At 50.5% G+C, this 26,082-nt stretch carries 27 protein-coding genes; 17 read left to right on the top strand and 10 right to left on the bottom strand.

Annotated elements, in window-relative coordinates; all coding sequences use genetic code 11:
• Positions 1-72: 72 nt before the first annotated feature.
• Positions 73-744, bottom strand: a complete 672-nt coding sequence (locus tag CRG97_RS21465; protein ID WP_098747140.1) for a tetratricopeptide repeat protein — start codon at positions 742-744, stop codon at positions 73-75.
• Positions 745-922: 178 nt separating this feature from the next.
• Here CRG97_RS21465 and CRG97_RS21460 point away from each other — a divergent pair, with 178 nt between their 5' ends.
• Together CRG97_RS21460 and CRG97_RS21455 are read left to right on the top strand one after the other, a co-directional pair.
• On the top strand, positions 923-1,177 hold the full coding sequence (locus CRG97_RS21460; RefSeq protein ID WP_098747138.1) for a helix-turn-helix domain-containing protein: 255 nt from the start codon (positions 923-925) through the stop codon (positions 1,175-1,177).
• Positions 1,178-1,382: 205 nt separating this feature from the next.
• On the top strand, positions 1,383-1,490 hold the full coding sequence (locus CRG97_RS21455; RefSeq protein WP_233355008.1) for a YjcZ family sporulation protein: 108 nt from the start codon (positions 1,383-1,385) through the stop codon (positions 1,488-1,490).
• A gap of 274 nt (positions 1,491-1,764) precedes the next feature.
• On the opposite strand, the gene CRG97_RS21450 is transcribed toward CRG97_RS21455, so the two are convergent.
• Positions 1,765-3,738 carry a stalk domain-containing protein gene (locus CRG97_RS21450; RefSeq protein ID WP_098747135.1) on the bottom strand — a complete coding sequence of 658 codons (1,974 nt, stop codon included), beginning with the start codon at positions 3,736-3,738 and terminating at the stop codon, positions 1,765-1,767.
• A gap of 194 nt (positions 3,739-3,932) precedes the next feature.
• Positions 3,933-4,139, bottom strand: coding sequence for a DUF5316 family protein (locus CRG97_RS21445; protein ID WP_098747133.1), 207 nt, complete (start codon positions 4,137-4,139; stop codon positions 3,933-3,935).
• 454 nt (positions 4,140-4,593) lie between these two features.
• Here CRG97_RS21445 and rsmD point away from each other — a divergent pair, with 454 nt between their 5' ends.
• Together rsmD and coaD are read left to right on the top strand one after the other, a co-directional pair.
• Positions 4,594-5,199: a 16S rRNA (guanine(966)-N(2))-methyltransferase RsmD gene (rsmD, locus tag CRG97_RS21440; RefSeq protein WP_098747431.1), complete on the top strand. Its 606-nt coding sequence runs from the start codon at positions 4,594-4,596 to the stop codon at positions 5,197-5,199.
• Positions 5,189-5,704 (top strand): pantetheine-phosphate adenylyltransferase, encoded by a 516-nt coding sequence (gene coaD / locus CRG97_RS21435; protein WP_076325035.1) that lies wholly within the window; start codon positions 5,189-5,191, stop codon positions 5,702-5,704. The genes rsmD and coaD overlap by 11 nt, the downstream gene beginning before the upstream one ends.
• On the opposite strand, the gene CRG97_RS21430 is transcribed toward coaD, so the two are convergent.
• Positions 5,682-6,914: a nucleoside recognition domain-containing protein gene (locus CRG97_RS21430; RefSeq protein WP_098747131.1), complete on the bottom strand. Its 1,233-nt coding sequence runs from the start codon at positions 6,912-6,914 to the stop codon at positions 5,682-5,684. The genes coaD and CRG97_RS21430 overlap by 23 nt on opposite strands.
• A gap of 113 nt (positions 6,915-7,027) precedes the next feature.
• Between CRG97_RS21430 and CRG97_RS21425 the strand changes: the two genes are divergently transcribed.
• A complete protein-coding gene (locus tag CRG97_RS21425; RefSeq protein WP_098747129.1) occupies positions 7,028-8,068 on the top strand; it encodes a SepM family pheromone-processing serine protease in 1,041 nt (346 codons plus the stop codon).
• Here the strand turns inward: CRG97_RS21425 and CRG97_RS21420 are convergent.
• Complete coding sequence (locus CRG97_RS21420) at positions 8,058-9,293, bottom strand: nucleotidyltransferase (RefSeq protein WP_098747127.1); 1,236 nt, start codon at positions 9,291-9,293, stop codon at positions 8,058-8,060. The genes CRG97_RS21425 and CRG97_RS21420 overlap by 11 nt on opposite strands.
• A gap of 197 nt (positions 9,294-9,490) precedes the next feature.
• Here CRG97_RS21420 and CRG97_RS21415 point away from each other — a divergent pair, with 197 nt between their 5' ends.
• The 12 genes from CRG97_RS21415 to ftsY all read left to right on the top strand — a co-directional run bounded on the left by CRG97_RS21415 (position 9,491) and on the right by ftsY (position 22,025).
• Positions 9,491-10,000 (top strand): YceD family protein, encoded by a 510-nt coding sequence (locus CRG97_RS21415; RefSeq protein WP_098747125.1) that lies wholly within the window; start codon positions 9,491-9,493, stop codon positions 9,998-10,000.
• A 53-nt stretch (positions 10,001-10,053) separates the two neighbouring features.
• Positions 10,054-10,227, top strand: a complete 174-nt coding sequence (gene rpmF, locus CRG97_RS21410; RefSeq protein WP_006211382.1) for a 50S ribosomal protein L32 — start codon at positions 10,054-10,056, stop codon at positions 10,225-10,227.
• A gap of 142 nt (positions 10,228-10,369) precedes the next feature.
• Positions 10,370-10,981 (top strand): transcription factor FapR, encoded by a 612-nt coding sequence (gene fapR, locus CRG97_RS21405; protein WP_179090709.1) that lies wholly within the window; start codon positions 10,370-10,372, stop codon positions 10,979-10,981.
• Positions 10,982-11,005: 24 nt separating this feature from the next.
• Positions 11,006-11,992, top strand: a complete 987-nt coding sequence (gene plsX, locus CRG97_RS21400) for a phosphate acyltransferase PlsX (RefSeq protein ID WP_098747123.1) — start codon at positions 11,006-11,008, stop codon at positions 11,990-11,992.
• A gap of 8 nt (positions 11,993-12,000) precedes the next feature.
• On the top strand, positions 12,001-12,990 hold the full coding sequence (locus CRG97_RS21395) for a beta-ketoacyl-ACP synthase III (RefSeq protein WP_098747121.1): 990 nt from the start codon (positions 12,001-12,003) through the stop codon (positions 12,988-12,990).
• 49 nt (positions 12,991-13,039) lie between these two features.
• Positions 13,040-13,972 (top strand): ACP S-malonyltransferase, encoded by a 933-nt coding sequence (gene fabD / locus CRG97_RS21390; RefSeq protein WP_098747119.1) that lies wholly within the window; start codon positions 13,040-13,042, stop codon positions 13,970-13,972.
• A gap of 46 nt (positions 13,973-14,018) precedes the next feature.
• Positions 14,019-14,768, top strand: a complete 750-nt coding sequence (fabG, locus tag CRG97_RS21385; protein WP_098747116.1) for a 3-oxoacyl-[acyl-carrier-protein] reductase — start codon at positions 14,019-14,021, stop codon at positions 14,766-14,768.
• 109 nt (positions 14,769-14,877) lie between these two features.
• A complete protein-coding gene (gene acpP / locus CRG97_RS21380; RefSeq protein WP_006211375.1) occupies positions 14,878-15,111 on the top strand; it encodes an acyl carrier protein in 234 nt (77 codons plus the stop codon).
• Positions 15,112-15,272: 161 nt separating this feature from the next.
• A complete protein-coding gene (gene fabF, locus CRG97_RS21375; protein ID WP_076325026.1) occupies positions 15,273-16,511 on the top strand; it encodes a beta-ketoacyl-ACP synthase II in 1,239 nt (412 codons plus the stop codon).
• Between the two features lie 12 nt (positions 16,512-16,523).
• Entirely contained in the window at positions 16,524-17,222 is a 699-nt protein-coding gene (rnc, locus tag CRG97_RS21370) for a ribonuclease III (protein ID WP_071220044.1), read from the top strand.
• Positions 17,223-17,426: 204 nt separating this feature from the next.
• Positions 17,427-20,996, top strand: coding sequence for a chromosome segregation protein SMC (gene smc, locus CRG97_RS21365; protein ID WP_098747114.1), 3,570 nt, complete (start codon positions 17,427-17,429; stop codon positions 20,994-20,996).
• Between the two features lie 27 nt (positions 20,997-21,023).
• Positions 21,024-22,025: a signal recognition particle-docking protein FtsY gene (ftsY, locus tag CRG97_RS21360; RefSeq protein ID WP_098747111.1), complete on the top strand. Its 1,002-nt coding sequence runs from the start codon at positions 21,024-21,026 to the stop codon at positions 22,023-22,025.
• 92 nt (positions 22,026-22,117) lie between these two features.
• On the opposite strand, the gene CRG97_RS21355 is transcribed toward ftsY, so the two are convergent.
• The 5 genes from CRG97_RS21355 to CRG97_RS21335 all read right to left on the bottom strand — a co-directional run bounded on the left by CRG97_RS21355 (position 22,118) and on the right by CRG97_RS21335 (position 25,964).
• Entirely contained in the window at positions 22,118-22,321 is a 204-nt protein-coding gene (locus CRG97_RS21355) for a hypothetical protein (RefSeq protein ID WP_098747109.1), read from the bottom strand.
• A gap of 62 nt (positions 22,322-22,383) precedes the next feature.
• The gene (locus tag CRG97_RS21350; RefSeq protein WP_237566523.1) at positions 22,384-22,659 is read right to left on the bottom strand and encodes a hypothetical protein; all 276 of its coding nucleotides are present in this window, start codon (positions 22,657-22,659) and stop codon (positions 22,384-22,386) included.
• Between the two features lie 64 nt (positions 22,660-22,723).
• Entirely contained in the window at positions 22,724-23,734 is a 1,011-nt protein-coding gene (locus tag CRG97_RS21345; RefSeq protein WP_098747105.1) for a polysaccharide pyruvyl transferase family protein, read from the bottom strand.
• A 29-nt stretch (positions 23,735-23,763) separates the two neighbouring features.
• Positions 23,764-24,939 carry a glycosyltransferase family 2 protein gene (locus CRG97_RS21340; RefSeq protein WP_098747102.1) on the bottom strand — a complete coding sequence of 392 codons (1,176 nt, stop codon included), beginning with the start codon at positions 24,937-24,939 and terminating at the stop codon, positions 23,764-23,766.
• A complete protein-coding gene (locus tag CRG97_RS21335) occupies positions 24,936-25,964 on the bottom strand; it encodes a glycosyltransferase family protein (RefSeq protein WP_098747100.1) in 1,029 nt (342 codons plus the stop codon). Before CRG97_RS21335 ends, CRG97_RS21340 begins: the two co-directional genes overlap by 4 nt.
• Between the last annotated feature and the right edge of the window lie 118 nt (positions 25,965-26,082).

Below are 26,082 nucleotides of genomic sequence, written 5' to 3'. Positions count from 1 at the left end.
TCAAGAAAAAAAGGGTGTCCCATGGTCTCTTGACCGTGTGGACGCCCTTTAGTTTATATGATCACTTATGATTTATAATAATTTCCTAAAAAAACTGCGCACTGCCCATTTGCGTTCTTGCCGTTTTTTGTATTTCGGCAGTGACCGATACACATCCAGCGATTCCTGATAGGACTTCTTGGCATCATCGGTCCTTCCAAGCGATTGATACATATAACCCAGCAAATAAAAGGCTTCGCTGGAGGAAGAGTGAATGGAATGGAACTGTTCCAAATAATGGAGCGCCTTCTCCCGATCCGAATCCCGAAATGCATCAGCAAGCCGAAGAAAAGGCCGGCCATATTTGACCCTTGGGTTGATCTCCAGTGCCCGGATAATATCCGCTTCCCCTTGCGTGATGCTGCCGGTAAGCAGGCGTGCGTTTCCGATATCGTCCCAGAATTCGGCGGAGTCCTCTAGACTGGATGCTATGGATTCCAGCAGCTTCAGAGCTTCCCCATACTTACGGCGCTCCAAGAGTAATCTGGCAAGCTCGTGTCTTGATGAAACGTCGCTGGGGCTAACTGCAATCTGTCTGCGCAGCTTGGAAATATTCCGTGCACGCTTGATTGGCTTTGTCAAACTGGGAAAGACCCCGACAAAACGGCGATCCAGCACATACACGATGAGAAGCAGCACCAGGATCGCCGTAATCGGATTACCGAAGATGTAGAATAGAAATCCAAAAATGATGAGTTTAAACAAAAGAGATCCCTCAATTTCTATGTAAAGTTGTAACACAAATTATACCATAACATGGATTTATTTAGGTGGAAATAACATCGGTTCTATAGACCTTGAAGGCATGCGCATGTCGGAATAGGCCCTAGGTATTGAAAGAAGGTCGATGATAGCCGATAAAGGTAGTAAAGAGGTGATAATCATGGCGAAAAAGGGACAGACATTCCATCATTACAGTTTCGAAACGAAGAAAAAGGCAGTCGCCATGCGGCTGGAAGGTATGACTAAGAAAGAAGTGGCATCCGCCTTACAAATATCAGATATCGGACGGCTGAAAGTATGGATGCGCAAATACCGTGAGTTGGGCGAGGAAGGTTTGGTCGATCGCCGCAGAAAAATTGTATATTCAGATCCTGATACCGATCGGGATGAAAAAGAACAACTTTCGCAGGTATAGACAATTAGTGATCGCATGAGGCGTGGTGGAACGACGGTTAAACCACGCCTCTTTCATATCGGAATCAAAGGAAATGTTCAATCCAAATCCGGCAGATTCGAAGGCATGGGCTGATTCATTATTCTTAACCCGAACAGGCGGCAGCCCAGTTCATTTGAGCGGAACCAACATAACATGTGGTATGTTCAAAAAAGGAGGGATTCATGTGAGCGGAGTAGGAGAAGGTTATGGTGGCTATGGATATGGCTCTTCTGTAGGTGCTATTTTGGTATTATTCATCTTGTTGGTGATCATTACTCGCGCATTTATCTAATCCATCTTTTGAGCGAACAAACCAATTGAATCAATAAGTAATACCGAGCACCATGAGCAGTCACAACGACAGACCGTCCAAAAGAGGCATGGCCTCTTCTTAGGGCGGTCCTGTTTTTTGAAGCGAGAATCTGCTTTAATGACTTGTCATGAATCATCGTTTTAACCACCTATCTGAAAATCACTAATAAAAACAGACCGCTCAGAAGAGTGGTCTGTTCTTGGGAGAACGAATATTATCTGGTCAGAGGTCTTGCCCCGGCCTGTTACTCAGGCTACATCATAATCAATATAACCTTACCGTTTACGAAAGATACGATATCGAAATTCGAGTACCCCCAGGTTTCAATGGTTTTTCCGCCGCCAGTCGTAATGTCCTTGGCTGCCGGGTTCCCCCATGAAAGCTGCACCTGTTCTTTTGTCATGCCGAGGGAAACCTGGCCTGCTTTAATCTGTTTCCAGACCGATGCGGACCATTTGTATTTTTGATAAGGGTCGTAATTTAATAAAGAAGAACGGTCTGCAAACAGCTGCAGCACTTCCGAAGACCGCATAGGATAGCTTTTCACTGTTTTTCCTGATGCCGTTTTGAAGATCACGTTGAATTCGCCTTTGTCGTCCGGCAAAATGTCGGTTACCGATAATTTCGAGAAGCGTTCCAAGTCTTCGAAATCATTCACCCAATACGTTCGGCCGATGAATTTAACCAAGCTGCCTTGCATCGCTTTTTTGATAAGGCCAGCCGTTTCGTTGGAGACAATGGTCATCTCTGCATCGCTTCCGAAGGAGATATTCGCTTGTTTCCACTTGGTATCCCAGCTGATTTTCGTACCCAGAACATCGGATAACACGGCGGCCGGAATCAGCAGCTCGCCTTTGTCGGTGATCGGTGCTGCTTTTAGGCGCAGCGGACTATCATTCAACTTAGCCTGATTGCTGCCTGCCGTAAGCGAGAGCACGGTCTCTCCGAACTTGGCCTCCACGGCTCCGTTCTTGGCCGAGTAGGTGCCGCCCAGTGCCTGAATGACGGATTTCGCCGGCACCATGATATTCCCGTTGATCTGTTTCGCATATTTCAAATTGTTGCGCAGGCTGGACGATACCGTTATCGATTTGGACAGACCACCCGAGGTTACCGTAATCTGTGTCTTGCCAACGCCCGCAGACTTCAGTGTTCCATTCTTCTGCATGTTCATCAAATAAGGCTTCTCTATATCGATCTGGGCATCTTTAACCGGTACTTTGATCTTGGCCCCGTTCGTGTAAGTCTCCTGGATACTGACTTCCAGGGTATCCCCTACATAAGGCTTGGCATCGGATACCGAAACCGATACGGCCTTAACGACAGGCACATCAACCGATTTATTCTGTCCATCCTTGTGATGGATCCAGCTTCCGTCAGAGCGCTGCGCATAGAATCCCTCCGATAGATCCTTTGCATTTCCGTAAATGGAGGTTTTTACGATCCCGCTCAGTCCGGAGACCTGCTCCTTGAGCTTCCAGCGGTCTTTATACACTCCGGTTGTCCATACGGTTCCGTCTTGGAGCGTCACAATTAGAAGATCCGTCGGCTCATTGGAAGCATAAACGATATGAGATGCATTCTGAGCGACGGTAACTGGTATGATGCGCCCTTTATCGTCAAAGTTGGACGTTTCGTATACAACCACGTCACCGTTGTCACGCAATAGGGCTACACGCCCGCTGTGAACCGTCATGGATTTGACCCCTGCCGGGTTTTCCACGATGCCGAGCTTCTTGAATTGTCCCTTTTTGTAGTTATCCTGTAGTAGCAGCTCCCCGTTGGAGGACAAGGCGGCAAATTCTTGATCGGCATTGGCGATCAGCAAAATGCCGCTGAGGCTTTTTGCTTTTTCCGAGCCGCCCCATACGGTACCGTCTGACTTCAGCCAGTAGTAACCCGCTATCTGCTTCACGCCGCTTGTTCCCGGAACGACCTCGGGTCCCTTGCCGATATCCCATTCCACTAATCGCCCATCCTGCGTCATACCGATGCCTGCGTATTCATAACCGCTGATGGCTGCAACTTTACCCGGCGTCCGTATGGCATGTCGTCCGTCAATCAGGGACCACATGGAGCCATCGCTCATCAGGAAGGTGTTTCTTCCCGCAATATCGCTGATCTGGAGCCTGGACTCTTCGGCAGAAGCGATCCCGTGTGTCGTGCCCGCAAAGCCAAGTCCCACCAGCATGCTGAACAATACGAGAACATACAACGTTTTTCTCACTTACATGACCTCTCTTCACTGTACAATTAGGAATATTTTTCAAACAGATTTATTGATTCGACAAAATCGGTGTTATTCCTGCAAAGGTCGCGTGGCGTTATGGGCTTAAAGAGGGGAACAAAAAAACGCCCGCCGGATATCCGGGGGGGGCGTCTTGCCGCTGCGTGGTGTGAGCAAATGTTTACAGTGTCAACTTAGCGAAACAAATACACAATACCGGCGACCGCAAGAAATACGAAACCGGCTAATAAGAACCAGTTGGCTACTCTCTCTCTGGATGCGCGGTCGTCCTTGGATTCAGCATAGAAGTTGCTTCTTTGTTGGTGTCCCGTAGTAAACGCTCCGGATAGAAGCCCTGCAACCAACAGGCAACCCAATCCTGCATATAAAAACAGGTTCATCACGTGTTCCCCCCATCATGCCCTTTATCGTTAGAACGTTCGCTGAGAGGGATTGGTTATGCTTTTCACATAAGGTTAGGTGACTCGCCTGACTAGAAGGCGAATATTGATGTGGAAAAAAAGGCATAAGAAAAGAACTAAATCCCTGTAATAAACGTTGCCGTTACAGGGATTTAGTTCGGGAACCTCCGAAGAGATTCCCTCATGGGAGAGGAGAAACCGGACGAAGAGCTTATGGGGAAACGTAAGTCTTCTCCGCGGTTGTCTACGACATTCATTGATGTCGATATTTCAAGGATGCCCGGCTGCGGTAGAAATATACCTGACTTTGAAAAAAAATGGAGTGACGTTATGTTTCGTTTTTCATATATGGGATGATTGTGTTACGATAATCACTGTCAATGGCGTTGTCTTGGCAATGAATTTATAGATAATGAAACGGGTGAATGAAGCAGTGAGAGTAGTATCCGGAAGTGCAAAGGGCCGGCCGCTCAAAAGTGTGCCTGGTACAAGCACCCGTCCGACGACGGATAAAGTGAAAGAATCCATATTCAGTATGATCGGTCCTTACTTTGAGGGGGGGGCCCTGCTTGACCTGTTCGCAGGCACGGGAGGCCTTGGCATTGAGGCATTAAGCCGTGGTATGGAACGTGCTGTTTTTATTGATGTGGAGCCGAAGAGCATCAGTACGATCAAGGATAATTTGAAGGCAACCAGGCTTGAAGAAGGCGCTGAGGTGTACCGCAATGATGCGGCACGAGCGCTTAAAGCGCTAGAAAAGCGCGGCTACAGCTTCGATCTGGTCTTTTTGGACCCGCCATACAGGTTTAAGAATGGTGATGAGCTGATGCTGGATATGGCAGAGCGAGGTTTGCTGCAAGATTCAGCTGTGGTGGTATTGGAATACGAATCAAGCTACAATTATCCTGAGAAATTTGGTGACTTTTGTTGTTTCCGGACTGCGAAGTACGGAGAAGCCGCCATATCGATATACCGTTACGACACAGCGCAAGATCAAGCGTTCGAGCTTGATGAGGAGGAATTACAGGATGAGAAATGAGAATACTAGTACATACCGTGTTGCCGTATACCCGGGAAGTTTTGATCCGGTCACCATGGGACATATGGATATTATCACACGCGCTTCCAAGCAGTTTGATCTGCTGATTGTGGCCGTGTTGAATAATTTAAGCAAGAACCCGCTGTTCACGATTGAAGAGCGCAAGGACCTCTTGAGACAGGAAACTGCACATCTTCCGAATGTGGAAATCGACAGCTTCCGTGACCTTCTGGCGAATTATATCCGCCAGAAGAATGCCCAGGTCATTGTACGGGGGATCCGCACGGTGACCGACTTTGAATATGAACTTCAACTGGCATCCACCAATCATAAGTTGAATCCGGATGCGGAGACGATCTTTATGATGACACACCCGAAATATTCGTTCCTGAGCTCAAGTCTTGTTAAGGAAATCGCGCATTTTAATGGAGATACAACGGATCTGGTCAGCCCCGAGGTCCATGCCGCGATGCGCCGTAAATTTAGCGGCGATAACGGTCAATAAGACGGGAACACAGCCAGAACGCCGCTATCAATAATAAGCAGATTACGCCTTGAACCTGCAAGAATGAAGGCAATCCGCTCCAAAAGTTGAAGTGCTGATCTGCGTTGGCGTGATCCAGTGGTTCCGTTCGGAAGGCTGGTACGATGCCTGCTGAAAGGGCGCTAACCGGCTTCCACAAGGCCAGTGTAATCGCAAAGGCGAGCACCGAATGCAAGGCTCGCTTCACCATAAAGTAACGCCAAGAGAGACCGGTCTCCTGCATCAGCGACAGGCTTTGCAGCTGAGCGCTGATTCCACTCCATGCCAGTGCGGCGGACAGTACAGCCAGCTGCAAAATGCCGGCTTGGAATGCCGACGAGCTGATGGATTGGGCTGCCAGATGGGCCTCCAATAGTCCAGATACAAGATAGGGCGGAAGCTGCGGCAGCAGGTGACCGGTCAATACTCTGGTCAGGACGGCGAAGAACAAGATAAAGCCGCCTGTCATCATTAAGGTTTGAACCGAACGGGTAACGGAATCGCCCAGTAACTTGCCAAAGCTTCGTCCATCCCGCTGATGGGCCTCCAGAGCCGCAGTCGCTGCCCTTTTTAAGAGGGGACGTTGGGTAAATTTGCTTGATCGGACTTTATTTAAAGATGCTGTAAACTGCCGTGTTCCTTCTGAAGAAGCCGGTTTATGGAAAAGTCCGAATATCCAAGCGGCCAGCAGTCCGGAAATCCAATGAACGATCAGCAGCAGATAACCAGCTTCCGGTTGATGAAGCAGACCAGTTCCGATGACAACGAGAATGGTCATTGGATTGCAGAAGTGGGATAAAGCGGCGAGCCTTCCGGCCTCATCGGCACGAAGCTCGCCTTGTCTATACATTCCGGAGGCGGCCTGCGCTCCTGCCGGGAACCCGGCTGTCATTCCTGTTATAAGAACCCAGCCGCCAGCACCGGGAAGTTTGAATATTTTTTTCATCAAAGGGTCCAGCAGTACGCCAACTCCATGGGCCCAGCCATAGGCGATGAGTATTTCCACCAGAACGAGAAACGGCAGCAAAGCGGGAAATACGATATTCCACCATAGCTTAAGTGCTTGCAGGGTGGCTTGGAAGGCAGGTTCGGGCGCGCTGACGACAGCCAGTACAAGCAGGAAAGCGGCAGCACCCAGCAGGATGGTGTTCCACAGCCCGTTTGATGACTTGACGGCGTTGTCTTTATTCATAAGGAATCTCCTTTCAGCGTAAACATGGCTAGTACAACTTTATGCAAAGGAGACAACCGTCAGACCAAACTTGGTGGAAGGCTGGATATATAAGGCGGAGGGAAGGAAACTACATGAAGAAGTCTGTAAAACCGAATGGCTTAAAAATTGCGCTGTATTTATTAATGGTTGGGGTCATGCTGTACGTTGTCGTTTATATGCCGACCCCTTATCTTGTATACCAGCCGGGGAGTGCCGAGGAGGTTCGCCCCATGATCAATGTCGAGAAGAGCGATCCGGCGGAAGAGGGCACATTTATGATGACAACCGTGTCGGCAAGCTATGCCAATATGGCTTTGTTAATGATGTCTGCGTTTAATCCCAATTCGGAGGTTGTGAAAAAGGCCGAAAAAATGGGCGATCAGAGTAAGGACGAGTATGCAGCCACACAAGTGTATTACATGAATTCTTCCCAGTCCGCTGCAATGGAAGCCGCTTATCAAGAAGCAGGAATTGACTACAGTATCGAGCCTGCTTATGTATTCGTGATGTCGATCTCCGAGAATTCTGCTAATGCCGAGCATTTCCGACCTGGCGATAAATTGATCAAGATTGATGGGCAGCCGGTAGAGGATAATGAGAAAATCGCCAGCCTGTTAAGCGAGAAAACTATCGGAGAAGTGGTGTCCGTGGAGCTTGAACGCAAGGGGAAAACCGTTAAGGAACAGGTTCAGCTTGTTAGCATTAAGGATGAGAAGACCGGAGCGGAGCGTCCGGGTCTTGGCGTCATGATTGCGACGATGCAAAGCGTGGAGCCGGCGAATCCCGATCACACCATTCATTTTAAGGATACCAATATCGGTGGGCCTTCTGCCGGACTGATCTTTACCCTTGAAATTTATAACCAGCTCACCGATGGTGATTTAAGCAAAGGTTACCGGGTAGCGGGAACGGGTACCATTGATAAATCAGGCGCCGTAGGTCCCATTGGCGGCGTGAAGCACAAGATCGTGGCGGCTGACCGTAAGGAAGCCGATATCTTTTTTGTGCCGCAAAAAAATTACGATGAAGCCAAGAAGAGGGCGGACCGAATCAAAACGGATATGAAGCTGGTCCCGGTTGACGATCTGCAGGATGCAGTAGATTATCTGGAGCAGCTGCCGCCTAAGGGGTGAGTGGCGGCAGCAGGTAATCACTGTAATAATGGCGGATATCCGGCTTAGGGTGTCCGTTGGCGTATACGGCGGCTGCCATCAGGTCCCTCTCCAACTGAGGATGCTCAAGCGTCGTCGGCTTCTGAATGACAGGTAGCGAGGTGCTCTGCTTCATTCGTTTCAGCAAGGAACGCCCTGTATCGCTGAAGCCAAGGACTCGGATATATCCCGGACCTTTGGCCAACTCCTCGCGATTCATGGATGCCTTGTCATGATTGAGCATGATGTGCAGGAGCATGCGCTGAAGCTTGGTGCGGGTATAGCGTTTGGTCTTCAACGCTTCGAGGAGAGCCCCAACCGTAGGCTGCTTCAACTGCGCAAGCATGCGTTGAACACGATATTCCAAGCCTTCGGTAACTTCAAGGAAGCCTTCAAGCTGCGCGGGTGTATGCGTGAGCAGGGATTGAAACAGCGGCTGACGAAACTGTTCCCAGTGGACGGGAGCTAGTCCGCTCTCCATTTCCCGCTCCATGATGCTGTGCGTGAATTCGGGGATGTAGGGTCTGGCTGCTTCCAATCCCTGTGAAAGGATGATGTTACGGATGGCGGTTGCACTGGCAATGGACGACGCTCCCGGCAAGGGATCGTGGTAGTGCGCGTTTTCTCTTGGAATGGTGTAGGGTGTAATGCGGCTGCCCAGGCGGTGGAGGGCAATCAGATAGTGCAGGCCCAAGGAATTGTTCGGCTGCGTGAGCAGCTCTTGCAAATGAGCAATTGCAGGTCCGGGCTCACCGAATAAAGCTGCAGCGGCGGCACCGTAAGCGGACGGGAAGTTCATGCCTTCCCGGAGATGCCTTTCAATTTCGGATTGGAGCTCGCCGGATTCGCTGGCAAGCGAACGGGACAGCGGTAGAATCTGCTCCAGCGTACCGCTCTCAGATCCGAAGGAAAGACAGTCCACCACCCCGGTAGCTTCCAGAATGGCTATCGCACCATATGCAAACCATTCTGCAGGCTGCACGGCATAGGTTACCGGCAGCTCGATGCACAGATCCACTCCCATGGCAAGGGCCATTTCGGCGCGTGCGCGTTTGCCTGCAATAGCAGGTTCGCCGCGTTGGAGAAAAGGACCGCTCATCACTGCAACAACGGCATCCGCTCCTGTTACTTCTTTGGATTTGCGATAATGCAGAACATGACCGTTATGTAAGGGATTATATTCAACGACAATGCCAACCGTCTTCATTAGTTTCAACTCCTTGATAAGAATATAACATAATTACAGGACGTTCCTGCAACAATAAGATCATCGCCAAATATGGGTGATAATCTTATTGTAGCGCGAGAAATATCGGGAAACAATCATGGTTCTTTAGGGTTATCCTGTTGACAAAAGTCTTTGGGAATCGGTATAATAATCTTTGTTTGTTTGGAGTGATGGATATGCTAATTCAATTTCGTAAATTGACAACCAGCGATCAACCGTTACAGTTCCATCAAACCGTGGATGTAAGCAATGCCGTTAAGGATCGGAAGGACATTATTGCTGTTCAGCCATTAGACGTGGATTTGACAGCAGCCTCATCGATTTCTGGTACGGTGGATGTTCGTGGAAGGTTGCAAGGCGAGCTGGAGATGAATTGCTCCCGCTGTCTGAGGCCGATCAGCGAACATGTGCACATCCCTTTTCATGAAGTATTCCAGCCGGTGGAAGATCCTGAATCGATTCAGGATGAGAATGATGACACTACATATGTGCAAGGTGAGAGTGTGGATCTCACTCCCTATGTAGAAGAAGCATTTTTGCTCCACCTGCCGCTAGCTCCGGTGTGCAAAGCCGACTGTAAGGGACTCTGCCCGAATTGCGGCAAGGACCTGAATGAAGGCACGTGCAACTGCGATACGGAAGTGATCGATCCTAGGCTAGCCGGACTGAAGGACTTCTTTAAATGATGATGGATTTGGCACCCGTGTTCAGCGGGTTGAATTGATAAGGAGGTGGGAACATGGCAGTACCTCAACGTAGAACGTCCAAAACACGTCGTGACAAGCGTCGTACTCATTTTAAGCTGGCTGTGCCAGGCATGGTGAAATGCGAGCAATGTGGAGAATTGAAACTTGCTCATCGCGTATGTAAAGTATGCGGAACGTATAAGGCAAGAGAGATCATCAAACAATAATTTTTAAATAAGTAGTACTTCATCTTTGGTGAGGTGCTATTTTTTTTGTCTCAAGTCCCCCTTTCTTTTTAACGTGACATGATTTATACTTAACATTAGTACCAGGTTCTAATATTTGCGACTAATTTACATATATGTATGTTTGAAGAATGGCGGCTTTCATAGCGGCAGAAGGAGTTGTTTCGTCATCGATCGTTTATCCAAGAAAGACCGTCACCAGCGGCTGATTCAGCTGATCGACGAGAATCCCTTTGTTACAGACCGCGAGTTGACTCGCCAGCTTAAAGTGAGCATTCAGACGATACGCCTTGACCGTATGGAACTTGGCATCCCGGAGCTTCGTGAGCGAATGAAGCAGATGGCGGAGCATTCCTATGACCAGGTTCGTTCCTTGTCACTCGAAGAGGTGATCGGGGATGTCGTTGACTTGCAGTTGGACAAGAGCGGAATATCCATATTTGAAATCCGTGAGGAACATGTATTCAGCAAAACGCGGATTGCCCGCGGGCATTACGTGTTCGCTCAAGCCAATTCACTTGCCATTGCCGTAATCAATGAAGAAATCGCGTTGACGTCTTCAGCGGATATACGGTTTTTGAGACAGGTGCGTCTCGGCGAGAAATGTATTGCCAAAGCCTACGTTAGGTCCATTGCCGGCCAGAAGGGAAAGGCCAAGGTGGAAGTGTTTACTTATGTCGCTGATGAAATGGTGTTTCAGGGGAATTTCGTAATCTACCGATCTGCAGGAGAATGACATAAGTAAAGGAGGAAGTTTGGCATGAGAATTGCGATTGATGCGATGGGCGGCGACAACGCCCCCCAGAGTAACGTCGAGGGCGCGCTCATTGCCGCACAGGAATGGAGCGATACCGAGATCATTCTCGTGGGGGATGAAGCGCAGATTGGAGCGCTGCTGAAGGACAAGCCGTCCAATCTGAAGGTGGTTCATGCAAGTGAAGTCATAGAAGCGGAGGATGAGCCGGTTAAGGCGGTCCGCCGGAAGAAGGATGCTTCGATGGTTGTGGCGGGGCGCATGATTCGTGAAGGTGAAGCGGATGCCATGATCTCGGCAGGCAATACGGGGGCCCTCATGACGACCGGGCTACTCGTCGTGGGCAGGATGAAGGGGATTGAGCGGCCTGCGCTTGCGCCAATGATTCCTACTCTCGATGGCAAGGGGATGCTCGCCTTGGATCTTGGAGCGAATATGGATTCGAAGCCTGAGCATCTGCAGCAGTACGCATTAATGGGCAGCCTGTATCGCGAGAAGGTGCACGGAATCACCAAGCCGCGGGTCGGGCTGTTAAATGTCGGTACCGAGCCGGGCAAGGGCAATGAATTGACGAAGCATGCTTATCCGTTGCTGGAGGAGCTGCCTATTCATTTTGTTGGCAACGTTGAGTCCCGCGATGTCATGAACGGGGTTTGTGATGTACTCGTATGTGACGGGTTCTCGGGCAATATTTTGTTGAAATCGATTGAAGGGACAGCTGGTGCACTCTTTTCGCTGTTGAAGGAGCAGTTCAGCAAGTCCCTTAAGACCAAGATGGCTGCCGCCTTGATGATGCCGGAGCTTCGCAGCCTGAAATCGACGCTCGATTATAAGGAGCATGGCGGAGCGCCCCTGCTTGGTCTGAGCGGTCTGGTCGTTAAGAGCCATGGTTCATCGGATGCGAACGCCATCAAGAATGGGGTTCGCCAAGCGCGGACGGCGCTGCAGAACCGATTGGTAGAGAGTATTTCGAATGAAATCAGCGGGAAGTGAGTGAGGAAATGAACAATTTGCGTCCGGTCGGTATTATTGGCACAGGCAAATACGTACCTGAGAAAATATTGTCAAATCGTGATTTAGAGAAAATGGTAGATACAAGCGATGAATGGATTGTCTCGATGACGGGAATCCGGGAACGGCATATTGCCGCTCCGAATGAAGCGACGTCGGATTTGGCTTACCACGCTGCTGTGAACGCGTTGAAATCAGCCGGAATGAACGCCGAGGATCTGGACTTGATTATTGTGGCGACCATTACGCCGGATATGTTCTTTCCATCGACCGCATGTTTGCTTCAGGATCGGCTTGGAGCCAAAAAAGCGGCGGCATTTGACCTGTCGGCTGCTTGCTCGGGATTTGTATACGGCCTGGCTACAGCTACAAATTTCGTGAAGACGGGCATGTACAACAATGCTTTGGTGATCGGGGTGGACTGCTTGTCCCGCATTACGGACTATACCGACCGTAATACCTGCGTTCTATTCGGCGACGGTGCCGGAGCGGCGATTGTTGGCGAAGTGCCGGAAGGCCGCGGGTTCCAAGCCTTTGATCTTGGTGCGGAAGGTGCAGGTGGAGCGCATCTGTACATTGAGGCAGGCGGTTCGAGATTGCCGGCTTCTGCTGAAACAATTAACACGAATAAACACTTTATTTATATGAACGGCCGCGAAGTGTTCAAATTTGCGGTACGGGTAATGGGATCTGCCACGGAAGCTGTATTATCCAAAGCAGGCATCGACAAAAAGGATATCGACTTATTCATTCCTCATCAAGCCAACATCCGGATTATTAAATCTGCCATGGAGCGATTGGAGCTTCCGGAAGAGAAGGTCATGATCAATGTTGATAAATACGCCAATACCTCAGCCGCTTCCGTGCCGCTAGCTCTTGTCGAAGCACAGGAGTCCGGTCGCCTGAAAGAAGGAGACAAGGTGTTGATGGTTGGGTTTGGTGGCGGATTAACATGGGGTTCCTCCGTACTTATCTGGTAAACAGAACAGCTTTTAGGCCTAGTGAAATAAGAGAAGGGAGCTCACGATTTTGGGTAAAACAGCATTTATATTTCCTGGTCAAGGCGCTCAGTCCGTCGGAATGGGTAAGGATGCCTATGATGCGGTTCCTGCCGTAAGGGATCTTTTTCTAGCCGCGGATGATCAGCTTGGATTTCCGCTCAGCTCCATTATTTTTAATGGTCCTGATGAAGATTTGAAACAAACGGTAAATACTCAGCCAGCTCTACTCACAACCAGCATGGCTTACCTCGAAGCCATTCGCGGCAAGGGGATCGAACCGGATTACGTTGCGGGCCATTCCCTTGGCGAATACAGTGCACTTGTATGTGCAGGCGTGCTTTCGTTTGAAGAAGCTGTGTCGATCGTTAGAGCCCGCGGAGAATACATGGAGGCAGCCGTTCCCGGAGGTCAAGGCGCAATGGCAGCCGTGCTTGGCGCAGACCGTGAGGCTTTGTCCGAGCTGTGCAAGAGCATTACGGCAGAGGGACATGTTGTAGAACTTGCGAACATGAACTGTCCGGGGCAAATCGTCATCTCGGGTTCAGCTCAAGGAGTCGCAGCTGCTGCAGAAAGAGTGAAGGAAGCTGGCGGCAAGCGGGCTATCCCTCTGGAGGTTAGCGGACCCTTCCATTCGACCTTGATGAAGGAGGCGGCTGACCGGCTGGCTGGTAAACTGGAGCAGGCTGCGTTTAATACCCCTTCCGTGCCGGTAGTTGCCAATGTGACGGCGCGTTCAGTGGAAGATGCCGCTGCCATCCGCGGTTTGCTGGTGGAACAGGTATACTCCCCCGTGTTATGGCATGACAGCGTGGAATGGATGATCGCTCAAGGCGTGGATACCTTCGTCGAGATTGGTCCTGGCAGTGTACTCAGCGGTTTGATCAAGAAGATTGACAAATCCGTCAAAGTCATTAATGTAAATAGTCTGGACAGCGTCAGCAGTTTGGAGACGGTCGTATAAATAACGATGGATAAAAACCAGATCACTCTGGAAAGGAGGAATAGGTATGAGTGAAGCTCTAAAAGGACAGACTGCGCTTGTTACGGGTGCTTCCCGCGGCATTGGCCGGAGCATTGCTCTCGGACTTGCCGATCTGGGCGCTAACGTTGCTGTTAATTACGCAGGAAGCGAAGCAGCTGCAGTCGAGGTTGTGGAAGCGATTCGCGCAAAGGGCGTATCGGCGATCGCGGTTAAATCCAACGTTGGACGGACCGAAGAAGCCGATGCAATGGTAAAGCAGGTGTTGGAGACTTTTGGTCGAATTGATATCCTGGTGAATAATGCAGGGATTACTAGAGATAATCTAATCATGCGGATGAAGGAAGAGGAGTTCGATCAGGTAATCGAAACGAATCTTAAAGGGGTATTCAATTGTCTTAAGGCGGTGACGCGTCCCATGATGAAACAACGTTATGGACGCATTATCAATATATCCTCCGTTGTCGGAGCGCTTGGTAATCCAGGGCAGGCCAACTATGTTGCGGCCAAAGCCGGAGTCATCGGTCTGACCAAATCAGCCGCGCGGGAGCTCGCTTCCCGTGGAATTACGGTGAACGCCGTGGCACCTGGTTTTATCGATACCGATATGACCCGGGAACTTCCTGAGGACATGCGGGAAGGCCTGCTTGGCGGAATTCCGCTCGCCCGATTGGGTCAGCCGGAGGAAATTGCCGGCGTGGTTGCTTTTCTAGCATCTTCCAGTGCATCCTATATGACTGGACAAGTGCTGCATGTGGATGGCGGCATGTATATGTAGACGCCGCTACTGTTCCGGCGCTGGCCGCCGGGCATTAAATCGTTTTCAAATGCCTTCTATGGCAATTTGAAGTCATATCTCGTATAATTACCAAGAGGAGGTGAGCCGGATGTCCGATGTATTGGAACGCGTGAAACGCATCGTTATCGACCGCCTGGGTGTTGACGAAGCCGACGTAACATTAGAAGCATCTTTCAAAGACGACCTTGGAGCTGATTCTCTCGATGTAGTTGAATTGGTGATGGAGTTGGAAGATGAGTTTGATATGGAGATCTCTGATGAAGATGCGGAGAAAATTACGACCGTAGGTGAAGTTGTAAATTACATACAATCTCATACCTAAGTCATTACAGTTAAGTCCCGTTCTTTAGCAAGACGGGACTTCTCCACATTCAATCCAAGCTTTAGAACGAACAAGTGATAGATTATTACTGCCTTCGTTATCATGAGTCTGCGTGTGCGGCCTCATAGATGGACGGGCAGTCCACATAGAGGTGAGTCTGTTTGAAACATAGAGTCGTTGTAACAGGAATGGGAGTCATGACCTCGATTGGTCAAGACCTGGATACATTCTGGAACAGTTTGATGGAAGGCAAGTCTGGCGTATCCCGCATCGAAGCATTTGATGTGAGTGATTACACAACGCAGATCGCAGCATCCATGAAGGATTTTAATCCGGAGGATTACATGGATCGCAAAGAAGCCCGCAGGATGGACCGTTTTGTACAGCTTGCGGTTGCAGCCGGTTCGAAGGCGCTTGAGGACAGTGGTCTTGAAATTGGAGTGAATGCCGATGCAGAGCGTGTTGGCGTATCGATCGGATCGGGTATCGGCGGTTTGGGAACTTGGGAGGATCAGCATAATATCCTGCTCGAGAAGGGCCCGAAACGTGTAAGCCCATTCTTTATTCCGATGATGATCGCCAACATGGCCTCAGGCCAGATGTCGATCAATCTGGGAGCCAAGGGTCCGAACACCACACAGGTTACGGCTTGTGCTACCGGAACGCATTCGATCGGCGATTCATATCGTCTGATTCAGCGTGGTGATGCGGATGTCATGATCTGCGGCGGGGCGGAGGCAACCATTCGTCCAACAGGGATGGCTGGTTTCTGCGCTATGCGTGCAATGTCAACCCGCAATGACGAGCCGGAGAAAGCCAGCCGGCCATTCGATACCGGCCGCGACGGTTTTGTAATGGGTGAAGGCGCGGGCGTACTTGTGATCGAATCCCTGGAGCATGCGTTGAAACGCGGTGCCAACATTTATGCCGAGGTGGTTGGCTATGGCCTTAGTGCCGATGCCCATCATATTACCGAACCGGATCCGGATGGAGCAGCCCGCTGCATGAAGATGGCGATTCGTGACGCAGGCATTGCGCCGGAGGAAGTGGATTACATTAATGCTCACGGGACTTCAACGCCGGTGGGTGACCGCTCGGAAACGAAGGCCGTTAAGATGGCTCTCGGTGACCATGCCTATAAAGTGGCCGTTAGTTCAACCAAGTCGATGACAGGTCATTTGCTTGGGGCTGCTGGCGGTGTTGAGGCCGTTATCTGCGGACTGAGCTTGAAGAACCAAATCATTGCACCAACGATTAACCTGGAGGATCAAGATCCGGAATGCGATCTTGACTACGTACCGAATCACCCGCGTAAAGCCGATTTGGATATCGTTATGTCCAATTCGTTTGGATTTGGCGGGCATAATGCTACGATTATCCTGAAAAAATACGCCGAGTAAGGGGACAGTGTGTTGAGTGGAGATCTGAAGCAGTTACAGCATAAACTTCAAATCCAGTTTCGCAATGCAATGCTGCTGAAGCAGGCCTTTACCCACGCATCTTATGTAAACGAACATCGCTTCAGTCAGAGCCAGGACAACGAGCGTCTTGAATTTCTCGGGGATGCTGTCCTGGAGCTGACGGTGAGCGAATTCTTATACAACCTATTTCCGGACCGTCCGGAAGGTGAGTTAACCAAGCTGCGGGCCGCTATCGTATGCGAGCCTTCCTTGGTTCAATTCGCTGTAGGTCTGGATTTTGGTCGTTACGTTCTGCTAGGCAAAGGAGAGGAAATGACGGGCGGTCGAACCCGCCCGGCTCTTCTGGCAGACGTATTTGAGTCATTTGTGGGGGCGCTTTATCTGGATCAGGGATTGGAAGCGGTTCGCCGGTTTTTAAGCGACCATGTCTTTCCCACGGTGACCGTCAACGGTCGTCCGCAGATGAGCGATTATAAGACCGAGCTTCAGGAACTGACCCAGCATCACGGCATGGGCGCACTGGAATATCGTATCGTAGAAGAGCGAGGACCGGCACATGAGCGGGAGTTTGTCTCGGAGGTTTACATGGGAAGCGAATGTCTTGGACGCGGAAGCGGCAGATCCAAGAAAGAAGCAGAGCAGCAGGCAGCGGCAGTAGCCTTAAAGCAGCTGAAACGTGCGGATGCCTAAAGCTTCGCTGATGTGATGACAAACAAAGAGCAAAGAGCAGTCAAGCGGATAACCGGACCCGGATAGGATGACTGTTTTTTGCTCTTTTCGTTGTCTGTCTTTATAAATGGACAGCTGCTTATAACGTTGATGGACCTCGTCCAAAGACGGCGGTGAAGCCGATTCTACTTGTGGTACAATAGCAGGAGAGGTGATAGGTCGAATATGTTTTTGAAACGGATCGAGTTAGCAGGATTTAAATCGTTTGCCGACAAGACGGAGATGGAATTTGTCCGGGGAATTACAGCCGTTGTAGGTCCGAATGGCAGCGGTAAGAGCAACATTTCCGATGGGATCCGCTGGGTGCTCGGTGAGCAAAGCGCCAAATCGCTTCGCGGCGGCAAGATGGAGGATATTATCTTTGCCGGGAGTGATGCGCGCAAAGCGGTTAATTATGGAGAGGTCTCCCTTACGCTGGACAACGAGGACCATGTGTTGCCGCTGGATTTTAATGAGGTAACCGTAACCAGACGGGTGCACCGCAGCGGGGACAGCGAGTATTTCATTAATAGGCAATCGTGCCGACTCAAGGATATTACGGAGCTGTTCATGGACACCGGAATCGGTAAAGAAGCCTATTCCATTATTGGACAAGGCCGTATAGAGGAAATTTTGAGTACACGTTCAGAAGATCGTCGGGGGATTTTTGAGGAAGCATCCGGGATCGTTAAATATAAATCTCGTAAAAAAGAGTCTGTGCGCAAGCTGGATGAAACGGAGCAAAACCTGCTTCGTATCCACGACTTGGTCACAGAGCTTGAGGATCAGATCGGACCGCTGAAAGAGCAGTCCGAGAAGGCTATTCGCTACAAGGAGCTTCGGGAGGAGCTGAAACATAAGGAAATCTCTCTGTATGTGTATCAGATCGAACAGATACATACCTCATGGAGCGAGGCGAATGCCAAGCTGGAGCAGCTAAAGGAAGAGCAGCTTGCTCTGTCCACCGTTGTATCCGCGCACGATGCCAAGCTGGAGAGTGACAGATCGGCGCTGCGCCAGCTGGAACAGGAAGTTGAGGATCTGCAGAGCCAGTTGCTTCAATTCAGCGAGCTGTTTGAGAAGAGCGAAGGCTATGGCGAGGTGCTTAAGGAGCGCCGCCGTAACCTGGAACGTACGCGCGAGCAGCTGGAAGAAAGTTTGCAATCAGGCGATCATCGTTTGGGAGAGCGCGTAAGCGAGCTTGCGAGCATGAAGAGCAAGCTGCAAGAGCTCCAGCAGGAATTAACCCAAGTGCGGGATCAGCTGTCTGCGGAAGAAGCGAAGCTGGTGGGCGTAACTGGCGGAATCAGCCAGCAGCAGGAAGAGAGCTTGAAGGGGAATTTGTTAGAGCTTATGAACCAAATGGCTCAAGCGCGGAATGAAATCCGGTATGCGGACCAGCAGCAGGAGGCGCTGGACCGGCGGATGAATCGAGCACAAGAAGAGTCAGGTAAGTGGGAAGCCCTGAAAGAGGATTTGCTCCGCCGCAAAGAGAGTATCGATCGAAGCATTGAACGCTTCGGTAAAGAGATTGCCGACCTTCGCAGCGGTTATATCAGCGAGAGCGAGCGATATCAATCCCTGCAGAAATTGCAGGAAGAGACGCAGGGAGCCCTTCGGAAATGGGAGCAGAAGCGGGAAGCGCAAATTTCCCGCCGCGATACCATGAAAGAGCTTCAGGACGATTTTGACGGATTTATGCTAGGTGTTAAAGAAGTGCTGAAGGCATCCCGCAAATCCGTGCTCCATGGCGTCCATGGTGCGGTGGCCGAGCTTATTCGTGTACCGGAAAAGCTGGAGCTTGCGATGGAGACCGCCCTTGGCGCATCGGTTCAGCATATCGTCATGGAGAATGAATCCGTATCCAGGCAGGCGATTGCCTTCCTGAAGCAGCGCCAGTTAGGTCGGGCGACCTTTCTGCCTCTGGACGTCATTCGTCCGCGGAACGTATCCGCATCCGACCGGCATTTGGCGGAAGGGGAAGCCGGGTTTGTAGGCTTTGGCTCCGAGCTGGTGAAGTATGATTCCAGATATAGCAACATCGTCGGCAGCCTTCTGGGTAATGTCGTTATCGCCGAGACCTTGGAGCAAGCGAACAAAATTGCCGCCAGATTTTCCTATCGCTTCCGCGTAGTCACGCTCGAGGGAGACGTGGTCAATGCAGGCGGATCTATGACAGGCGGTAGTCAGCACAAGAAAACGAACAGTCTGCTGGGACGCAAGCGTCAGTTGGAGCAGCTGGATCAGGAAATTTCGGAAACCGAGAAGCAGCTGGAGAAGCTGCAGCAGGGCATTGAAAGCGTCCGGAATCAAATGATTGAATCTCAGGATAAGCTGGACGAGCTCCGTAAAGCCGGAGACGATAAGCGGATTGAGGAACAGCAGGCTGCAGGGGACCGCAAGCAGCTTGAGCATGAGCTGCGCCACGTCCTCGAACAAGCCGAGCTGGCAGGCGAAGAGAAGAGCAGTCAAGAGAAGGAAGCCAAAGAGATTCAGGCAAGCCGTGAACGCGCGCAGAAGCTGTTGTCCGAGCTGGAGGAAGAAGAGAAATCAACCCATCTGGCCATCCAAGCTGCAGAGTTTGCCCGGAAAGCAAATGAATCGGCGAAGGAAGAGCTCCAGAGTCAGCTGACGAACCTCAAGGTTCGCGAAGGAAAGCTGGATCAGGAAACCTTCTCGCTGGAGGAACAGCTCAAGCGCCTTCAGTCGGATGTCGACAACCATGAGAAGGAGCAGAAGCAGAACCGCACGATGCTGGCCTCCGTTCAAGCCGACCTGAATCAGAACGAAAGCGAAAGCGTGAAGCAGATCGAGGATCTGAACCAGTACAAGCTGAAGAAGGAAGAGGCGACGCAGCAGCTTGAATTCAAACGGGCTGCACGCACCGCGCTAAGCCGGAAGCTGGAGCTGGAAGAGAGCGAAACCAAGGAACAGCGTACGCAGCTGCGGTCCGTGGATGATCAGCTTCGCCAGACCGAGATTGGGGTAAACCGGCTCGATGTTGAGCTTGAGAATATATTGAAGAAATTAAGCGAGGACTATGAGCTGAGTTATGAGCTTGCCAAGCAGCGGTATCCGATTCCGGAAGACATCACTGCCGCTCAGAACGAAGTACGTGACTTGAAAAGGTCGATAACTTCCCTCGGAGATGTGAATCTTGGGGCCATTGAAGAGTATCAGCGTGTCAATGAGAGATATCTGTTCTTGAGTGAGCAAAAGGCGGATCTCGTTGAAGCGAAGACAACGCTGTACCAGGTCATTAAGGAAATGGACGATGAAATGTCCAAGCGCTTCAAGCTGACGTTCGATGCGATCCGGCGCGAGTTCGGCACGGTATTTACGAAGCTGTTCGGAGGTGGACGAGCCGACCTGGTCCTGATCGATCCGGATCGATTGCTTGAGACGGGGATCGATATCGTCGCACAGCCCCCTGGTAAGAAGCTGCAAAATCTGCAGCTGCTCTCCGGCGGAGAGCGTGCATTAACCGCTATGGCGCTGCTGTTTGCCATTTTGCAGGTGAAGCCGGTTCCGTTCTGCGTACTGGATGAGGTCGAAGCGGCGCTGGATGAAGCGAACGTGGTCCGATTTGCCCAGTATTTGCGGGAGTTCTCTGAACAAACGCAGTTTATTGTGGTCACCCACCGCAAAGGAACGATGGAAGAGGCGGATGTGCTGTACGGCGTCACGATGGAAGAAGGCGGCGTGTCGAAGCTGGTGTCCGTCAAGCTTGAGAATGAGGAAGCGGAGATTGCCTAATTTAACATAACGACATGGAGGGTACGTATGAGCTTTTTTAAGAAGTTAAAAGAGAGCATTTCCAGCAAAACGGAAAACGTAACAAAACAGTTCCGCGACGGACTTGAGAAAACTCGGAAGGGATTTATCGAGAAAGTGTCGGACCTGGTGATCCGCCGGAAAAAGATCGATGAAGAATTCTATGAGGAATTGGAAGAGATTCTGATTGGTGCTGATGTCGGCGTGAATACCGTGATGGATCTGATGGACGATCTTCGTGCCGAAGTGAAGAAACGGCGGATTGAAGACGCTGCCGATCTGCAGCCAGTATTGTCAGAGAAGCTGATGGGACTCCTTCGTGATGACAGCAGCAATGAGCTGCGGGAGAATCCGGATGGCATTACGGTCATTCTGTTTGTCGGCGTTAACGGAGTCGGTAAAACAACTACGATTGGCAAGCTTGCGCATCGTTACAAGCAGGAGGGCAAGAAGGTTTTGCTCGCAGCGGGCGACACGTTCCGTGCGGGTGCGATTGAACAGCTAGAAGTATGGGGAGAACGGGTTGGCGTTGAAGTCATTAAACAGCAGCCCGGCTCAGACCCGGCAGCTGTCATGTTCGATGCGGTTCAAGCCGCCAAGCAGCGGCAAGCGGATGTTCTGCTCTGCGATACGGCGGGACGCCTTCAGAACAAAACGAATCTGATGGAAGAGTTGAATAAAATCTTCCGCGTCATTCAACGTGAAATTCCGAGTGCCCCGCATGAGGTACTGATGGTCCTTGATGCGACGACAGGACAGAATGCGCTGAGCCAGGCGAAGCTGTTTGGGGAGAAGAGCGGCGTGACCGGCCTCGTATTAACCAAGCTGGATGGAACGGCTAAGGGCGGCATCGTGATCGCGATTCGTCAAGAGTTGAATCTTCCGGTGAAGCTGGTAGGCTTGGGAGAGAAAATGGGCGACCTTCAGACCTTTGACTCGGAGCAGTTCGTTCATGCCCTCTTCGCGGGTTTGATTAAAGAAGAAGAGAATGCTGTAGAACAACAAGACTAGACACTGGTCTAATCAAATATGTATACAGAAGGACCGAAAGATTTACTTTCGGTCCTTCTTCATGTTCGGCTCGATCTACGGGCACATGCTTTTTATGAAGAGACGATCCGAACGAATTCAATTGAACGAAGCGGGATGATGGCCGTATCTGTAGGAGGACCATAGATGATGGGCGGTACTTTTAAGGTGATGGTTCCTTCGCCCACTTTGGTCAGCGTGCCAATGATCACATCTCCCGACACCGTTACTTCGGTTTCCGAGCCGATAAATCCCTGCAGCCAATCCACGTAGCGCATATCGGTTAACCTCCTTGCCGTAATGAAAGTTTGAAGCTGATATCCAGCATCATTCGTAGGAATTACTGAACGGAAGTAATATTAGCGAATGGAATCAGCACAAGGTCACCAGATGCCTCACGGAGCTGAACACCATCTTCAGCAGTAGCCAAAACGACCCCTTCCAACGTGACAAACGTTGTGCTGACCCGGACTTGTTGGCCGGTACGGACTTCGAAAAATTGAGTCAGCTCCGGATTAATCGTTAAACCGGTGAGGACCTGACTTTCCAATGACCCTACCCGTTCGGTTAATTGACTGGTTTCCTGGCTTAGAAGCTCGACCTGCCGTGTTAACATCTGGACTCGCCTTGCAAGTCTTCTGCAGAACAGGAAGCAACACATAGTCATTCTCCTTTCTGTATTACCAACGGTTGTGCTCTTCGATATGCTTCTTTAAATCCAGAAGCGAAGCAGTGCTTTCTTCCTCCGCCGCGCGGATCATGGGCATAATTTGCTGTACATGACCAGGGCCGTATTTAAGGAAGGTTTCGGTTTTATCGATCAGAACATCTAGTGGTAGACGATAATCCGTAAAGTACTGACCGAGTTGAAAAGAGCTCAGCAGGCTATGCACTTTGCTCATGGTGCTAAGCGCCAGTACAGGCTTGCCGCCACGTAAAGCGGCTAGCGACGGGTGAAGCTTGAAGGATATCAAATAGTCGACAGATTGAATGAAACGATAAGTGAGCTCAATATCCATGAGAAACGGCAGCGTCTCAATGGAAGCAGCGGGTGTAGACTCCTTTACCTTTTGCTGCAATTGCAGACATGTGTCGTAATCGGAGTACGCGTTGCCCGGATGATGAATGACCGGGATAAGGACGGCATGATAGCCTTTGGCGATAAAATGTGCCAGCAGTTTGGTCATGTTGTCCATCGGAAATGATTCATAGGAAAATACAACGACGCCAATCGTTGGACGTTTAGAGAAACGTTTCACCGGGATATCGGGCTGACGATAGCCGAATACCATGTCAGGGGCTGTTTCGACATTTCGGTGGAAGCCTGCCCGCTTGGCGATGGCTGACGATCGTTCATCCCGGAACACCGCACGGTTTGCCTTGGAGATGATATTCCGATAGGCGGATACCTGCTCTTCAGGCCAGGTGTGTTCGGGGTAGGCATCCACAATGCCGACACCATAGACCCAAGTGGGCTGTCCTACGAGCTGAGGCGGGAAGTAATAGGGACTGAATGAGTAAGGTGTAATTAAATCTCCACCACCGATGATGAAGGCATCAGTCTGATGGGGATCCAATCGGGAGTTCCAGGGATAGACGTGATGATCGTGGAATAATTGGCGAAGGGTGTGGAGAAATAAATCATCACCGAAGTTTCCCATTCCATAGTACCCGGAAGCGGCAATATGCATGTACGTATCACCTCCTTTTCAAGCGCTGTCTAGCTCTTGTGTGTTTGCTGATACCAGGCTTCAAAGAGGCTGCGGTTACGTTGGCTGGTACTGCTGCCATAAATGACGCGATGATACAAGATAGCATCGACCTGAACTGGTGAGCTGTGCTTAAGAAGCCTGGAAGTGATATCGATATCTTCGAAGATACGTCCGAGGCGATCCTCCCGATTCCACCAGCCGCCAATGGCGATTAGGGATGACTTTCGATACATACGGGGAACGAGCGGGTGGCCGTGTAGTTTCGTTCGATTTAAGGAAGTAGACCACGCCGAATAAAGCTTGCCCGAATCAACGTTTCTTCTCCATAGAGGACCGAGCTGCCGGGTGCGTTCCCAGCATCCATACCGGCCCGTGGCCATCCTGCTGTCCGGATTGTTGTCAAGCGCTTCGGACAAGAGTGCGGCCGCATCGGGAGCCAGCCAGTCATCGCCATCCAATTCCAGAATATATTGACCCTTTGCTTCAAAAAGCAGCCGATTCATCATGATCGCCTTTCCGCGGTTACGCGATTGAGACAGAACCCGAATTCTGCTGTCAAGATAAGCGCAGGCTTCCTCCAGACTATCGTCTTCAGAGCCGTCATCACCTATTAGCAGCTCCCAGTTATCGCTTGATTGTGCCAACACGGAACGGATGCTCCAGCCTAAAGTGTCCTTCATATTGTGAATGCTCATCAGAATGGAGACGACAGGTTGCGGAGGAATTACAGGGGATAAAGTCCCTTTGGAGCTGGTGGTATTCTCTCGCATTCTTGTTGCAGACAACAGAATAGGGAGAATATACTCCAGATCCTTTTGATACGGAGGATTTTGCGTTGGGTCCAGATGCATAGTAAGGCTTGGGTCTTCGGGCAGCAGATCGTAAGGCAGAAATTTGGCAGCCGGAAGCCTGTTATTCCAGTAGGTAAGAGAAGCAAGCAGCCAGGATTTTCTCCAATACAGCGGGGCACCGTTCATGCATACACAGACAACATGATCTGGAATAGGGGGTGGCATCGGAATGGAAGTCTGTGCGCTTTTATGGGAAAAAGACAAGGTACCGCCCCATAGAATCCACTCACGGTCTATTTGTTTGACTTCCTGAATGATTTGTTCACGATAGGCTGACGTATCGGTGGCTCCGTAGCCGAATGGCTGCGTACGGAGTATGGTATAGGGTTTCAATGGGTGCTCATGCCTTTGTCCAGGATGGCCTGCCGGATCACTTGATCGGCTTTCAATCCGCGTTCAACCCAGCGATTCTCTCTGGCGTAGGCAATGCGGGCTAGTTTATGCTCTGCTGCGTCCAGGTGATGGAGCATGGAGGACAGCTTGCCCAAAAAATCATCATGGGTTGTCGCTGTGGTAACATGCGGCTCCATGGCAATGCATTCCGGCAGAGCCGTTGACAGTACGCGAACACCTGAAGCCAGATACTCGTATGCTTTGACTGGATTGGTTGCCAGCGTAATCGGATGGTATTGGAATGGGATTAATGCCACATCAATATGAGTAAGATAACGCTTGAGCTCCTGGTGCGGCTTTTCACCGAGTATATGCACATTGGAAAGCTTCGAATAATCGCCGGAGCTGCCGTAAGGAGCTCCAATGGAAACGAAATGGACGTTTGGAAAACGAAGGGCCGCCTTAGCAAACAGCTCATGATCTACCCAATACGCCCAGGCGCCGATATAAGCCACAACAGGACCCGGAGGCAGATCGGCGGGTCTTTCACTGAATGGAATATGAAAAAATGAAGAGTCGGCGCCATTGGGGATCAGGGTAAGCGGTTTATCCGGATACGCCAAGGACAATCGGGTGTGAATCACCTCTGCGGTACACACGACATGGTCCGCCTCTTCAATCATTTTGGGTTCGTATTTAGCCCAATGCGGGAATTCGTCACAGCAGTCGTAGATCGTAATGTCCGGTTTGAAGAGAGTGGAAATGCGCGTTCGAAGTTTAGACCAGGTCGTCCAGACGACTATGGGATGTTCTTTGCGAAGCGCAGGCAGCTTTTTGTGCAGAAACGTTTTGGTATCGGTGAATAGGAACACATTCGGTTCAATTTCTTTGAACTCCTTATCCAGCGGTGCCAGGTTTTCGAAGAAAACCTGATGACCAAGCGCGCCCAATTGAGCCATAAGCTGCTGCGGTCTCTGTTTCATATACGACCAGTTCATCGTTCTCGGATAAATGATAACAGCCAAGAGGTTTCCTCCTTTCTTTATTTTCGGGATAATATATGCGTTGCTAGCTTCATAGAATTGGACGAATGAGCCGAATGACTGAAAAATGGTTGATTTCTACAAGCTTCTCTATGACCTG

Source organism: Paenibacillus sp. EZ-K15, assembly GCF_002573715.1.
Taxonomy (GTDB): Bacteria; Bacillota; Bacilli; order Paenibacillales; family Paenibacillaceae; genus Paenibacillus_AQ.
Note: the sequence above shows the minus strand (reverse complement) of the source record. Positions and strands in the feature narration are given on the sequence as shown.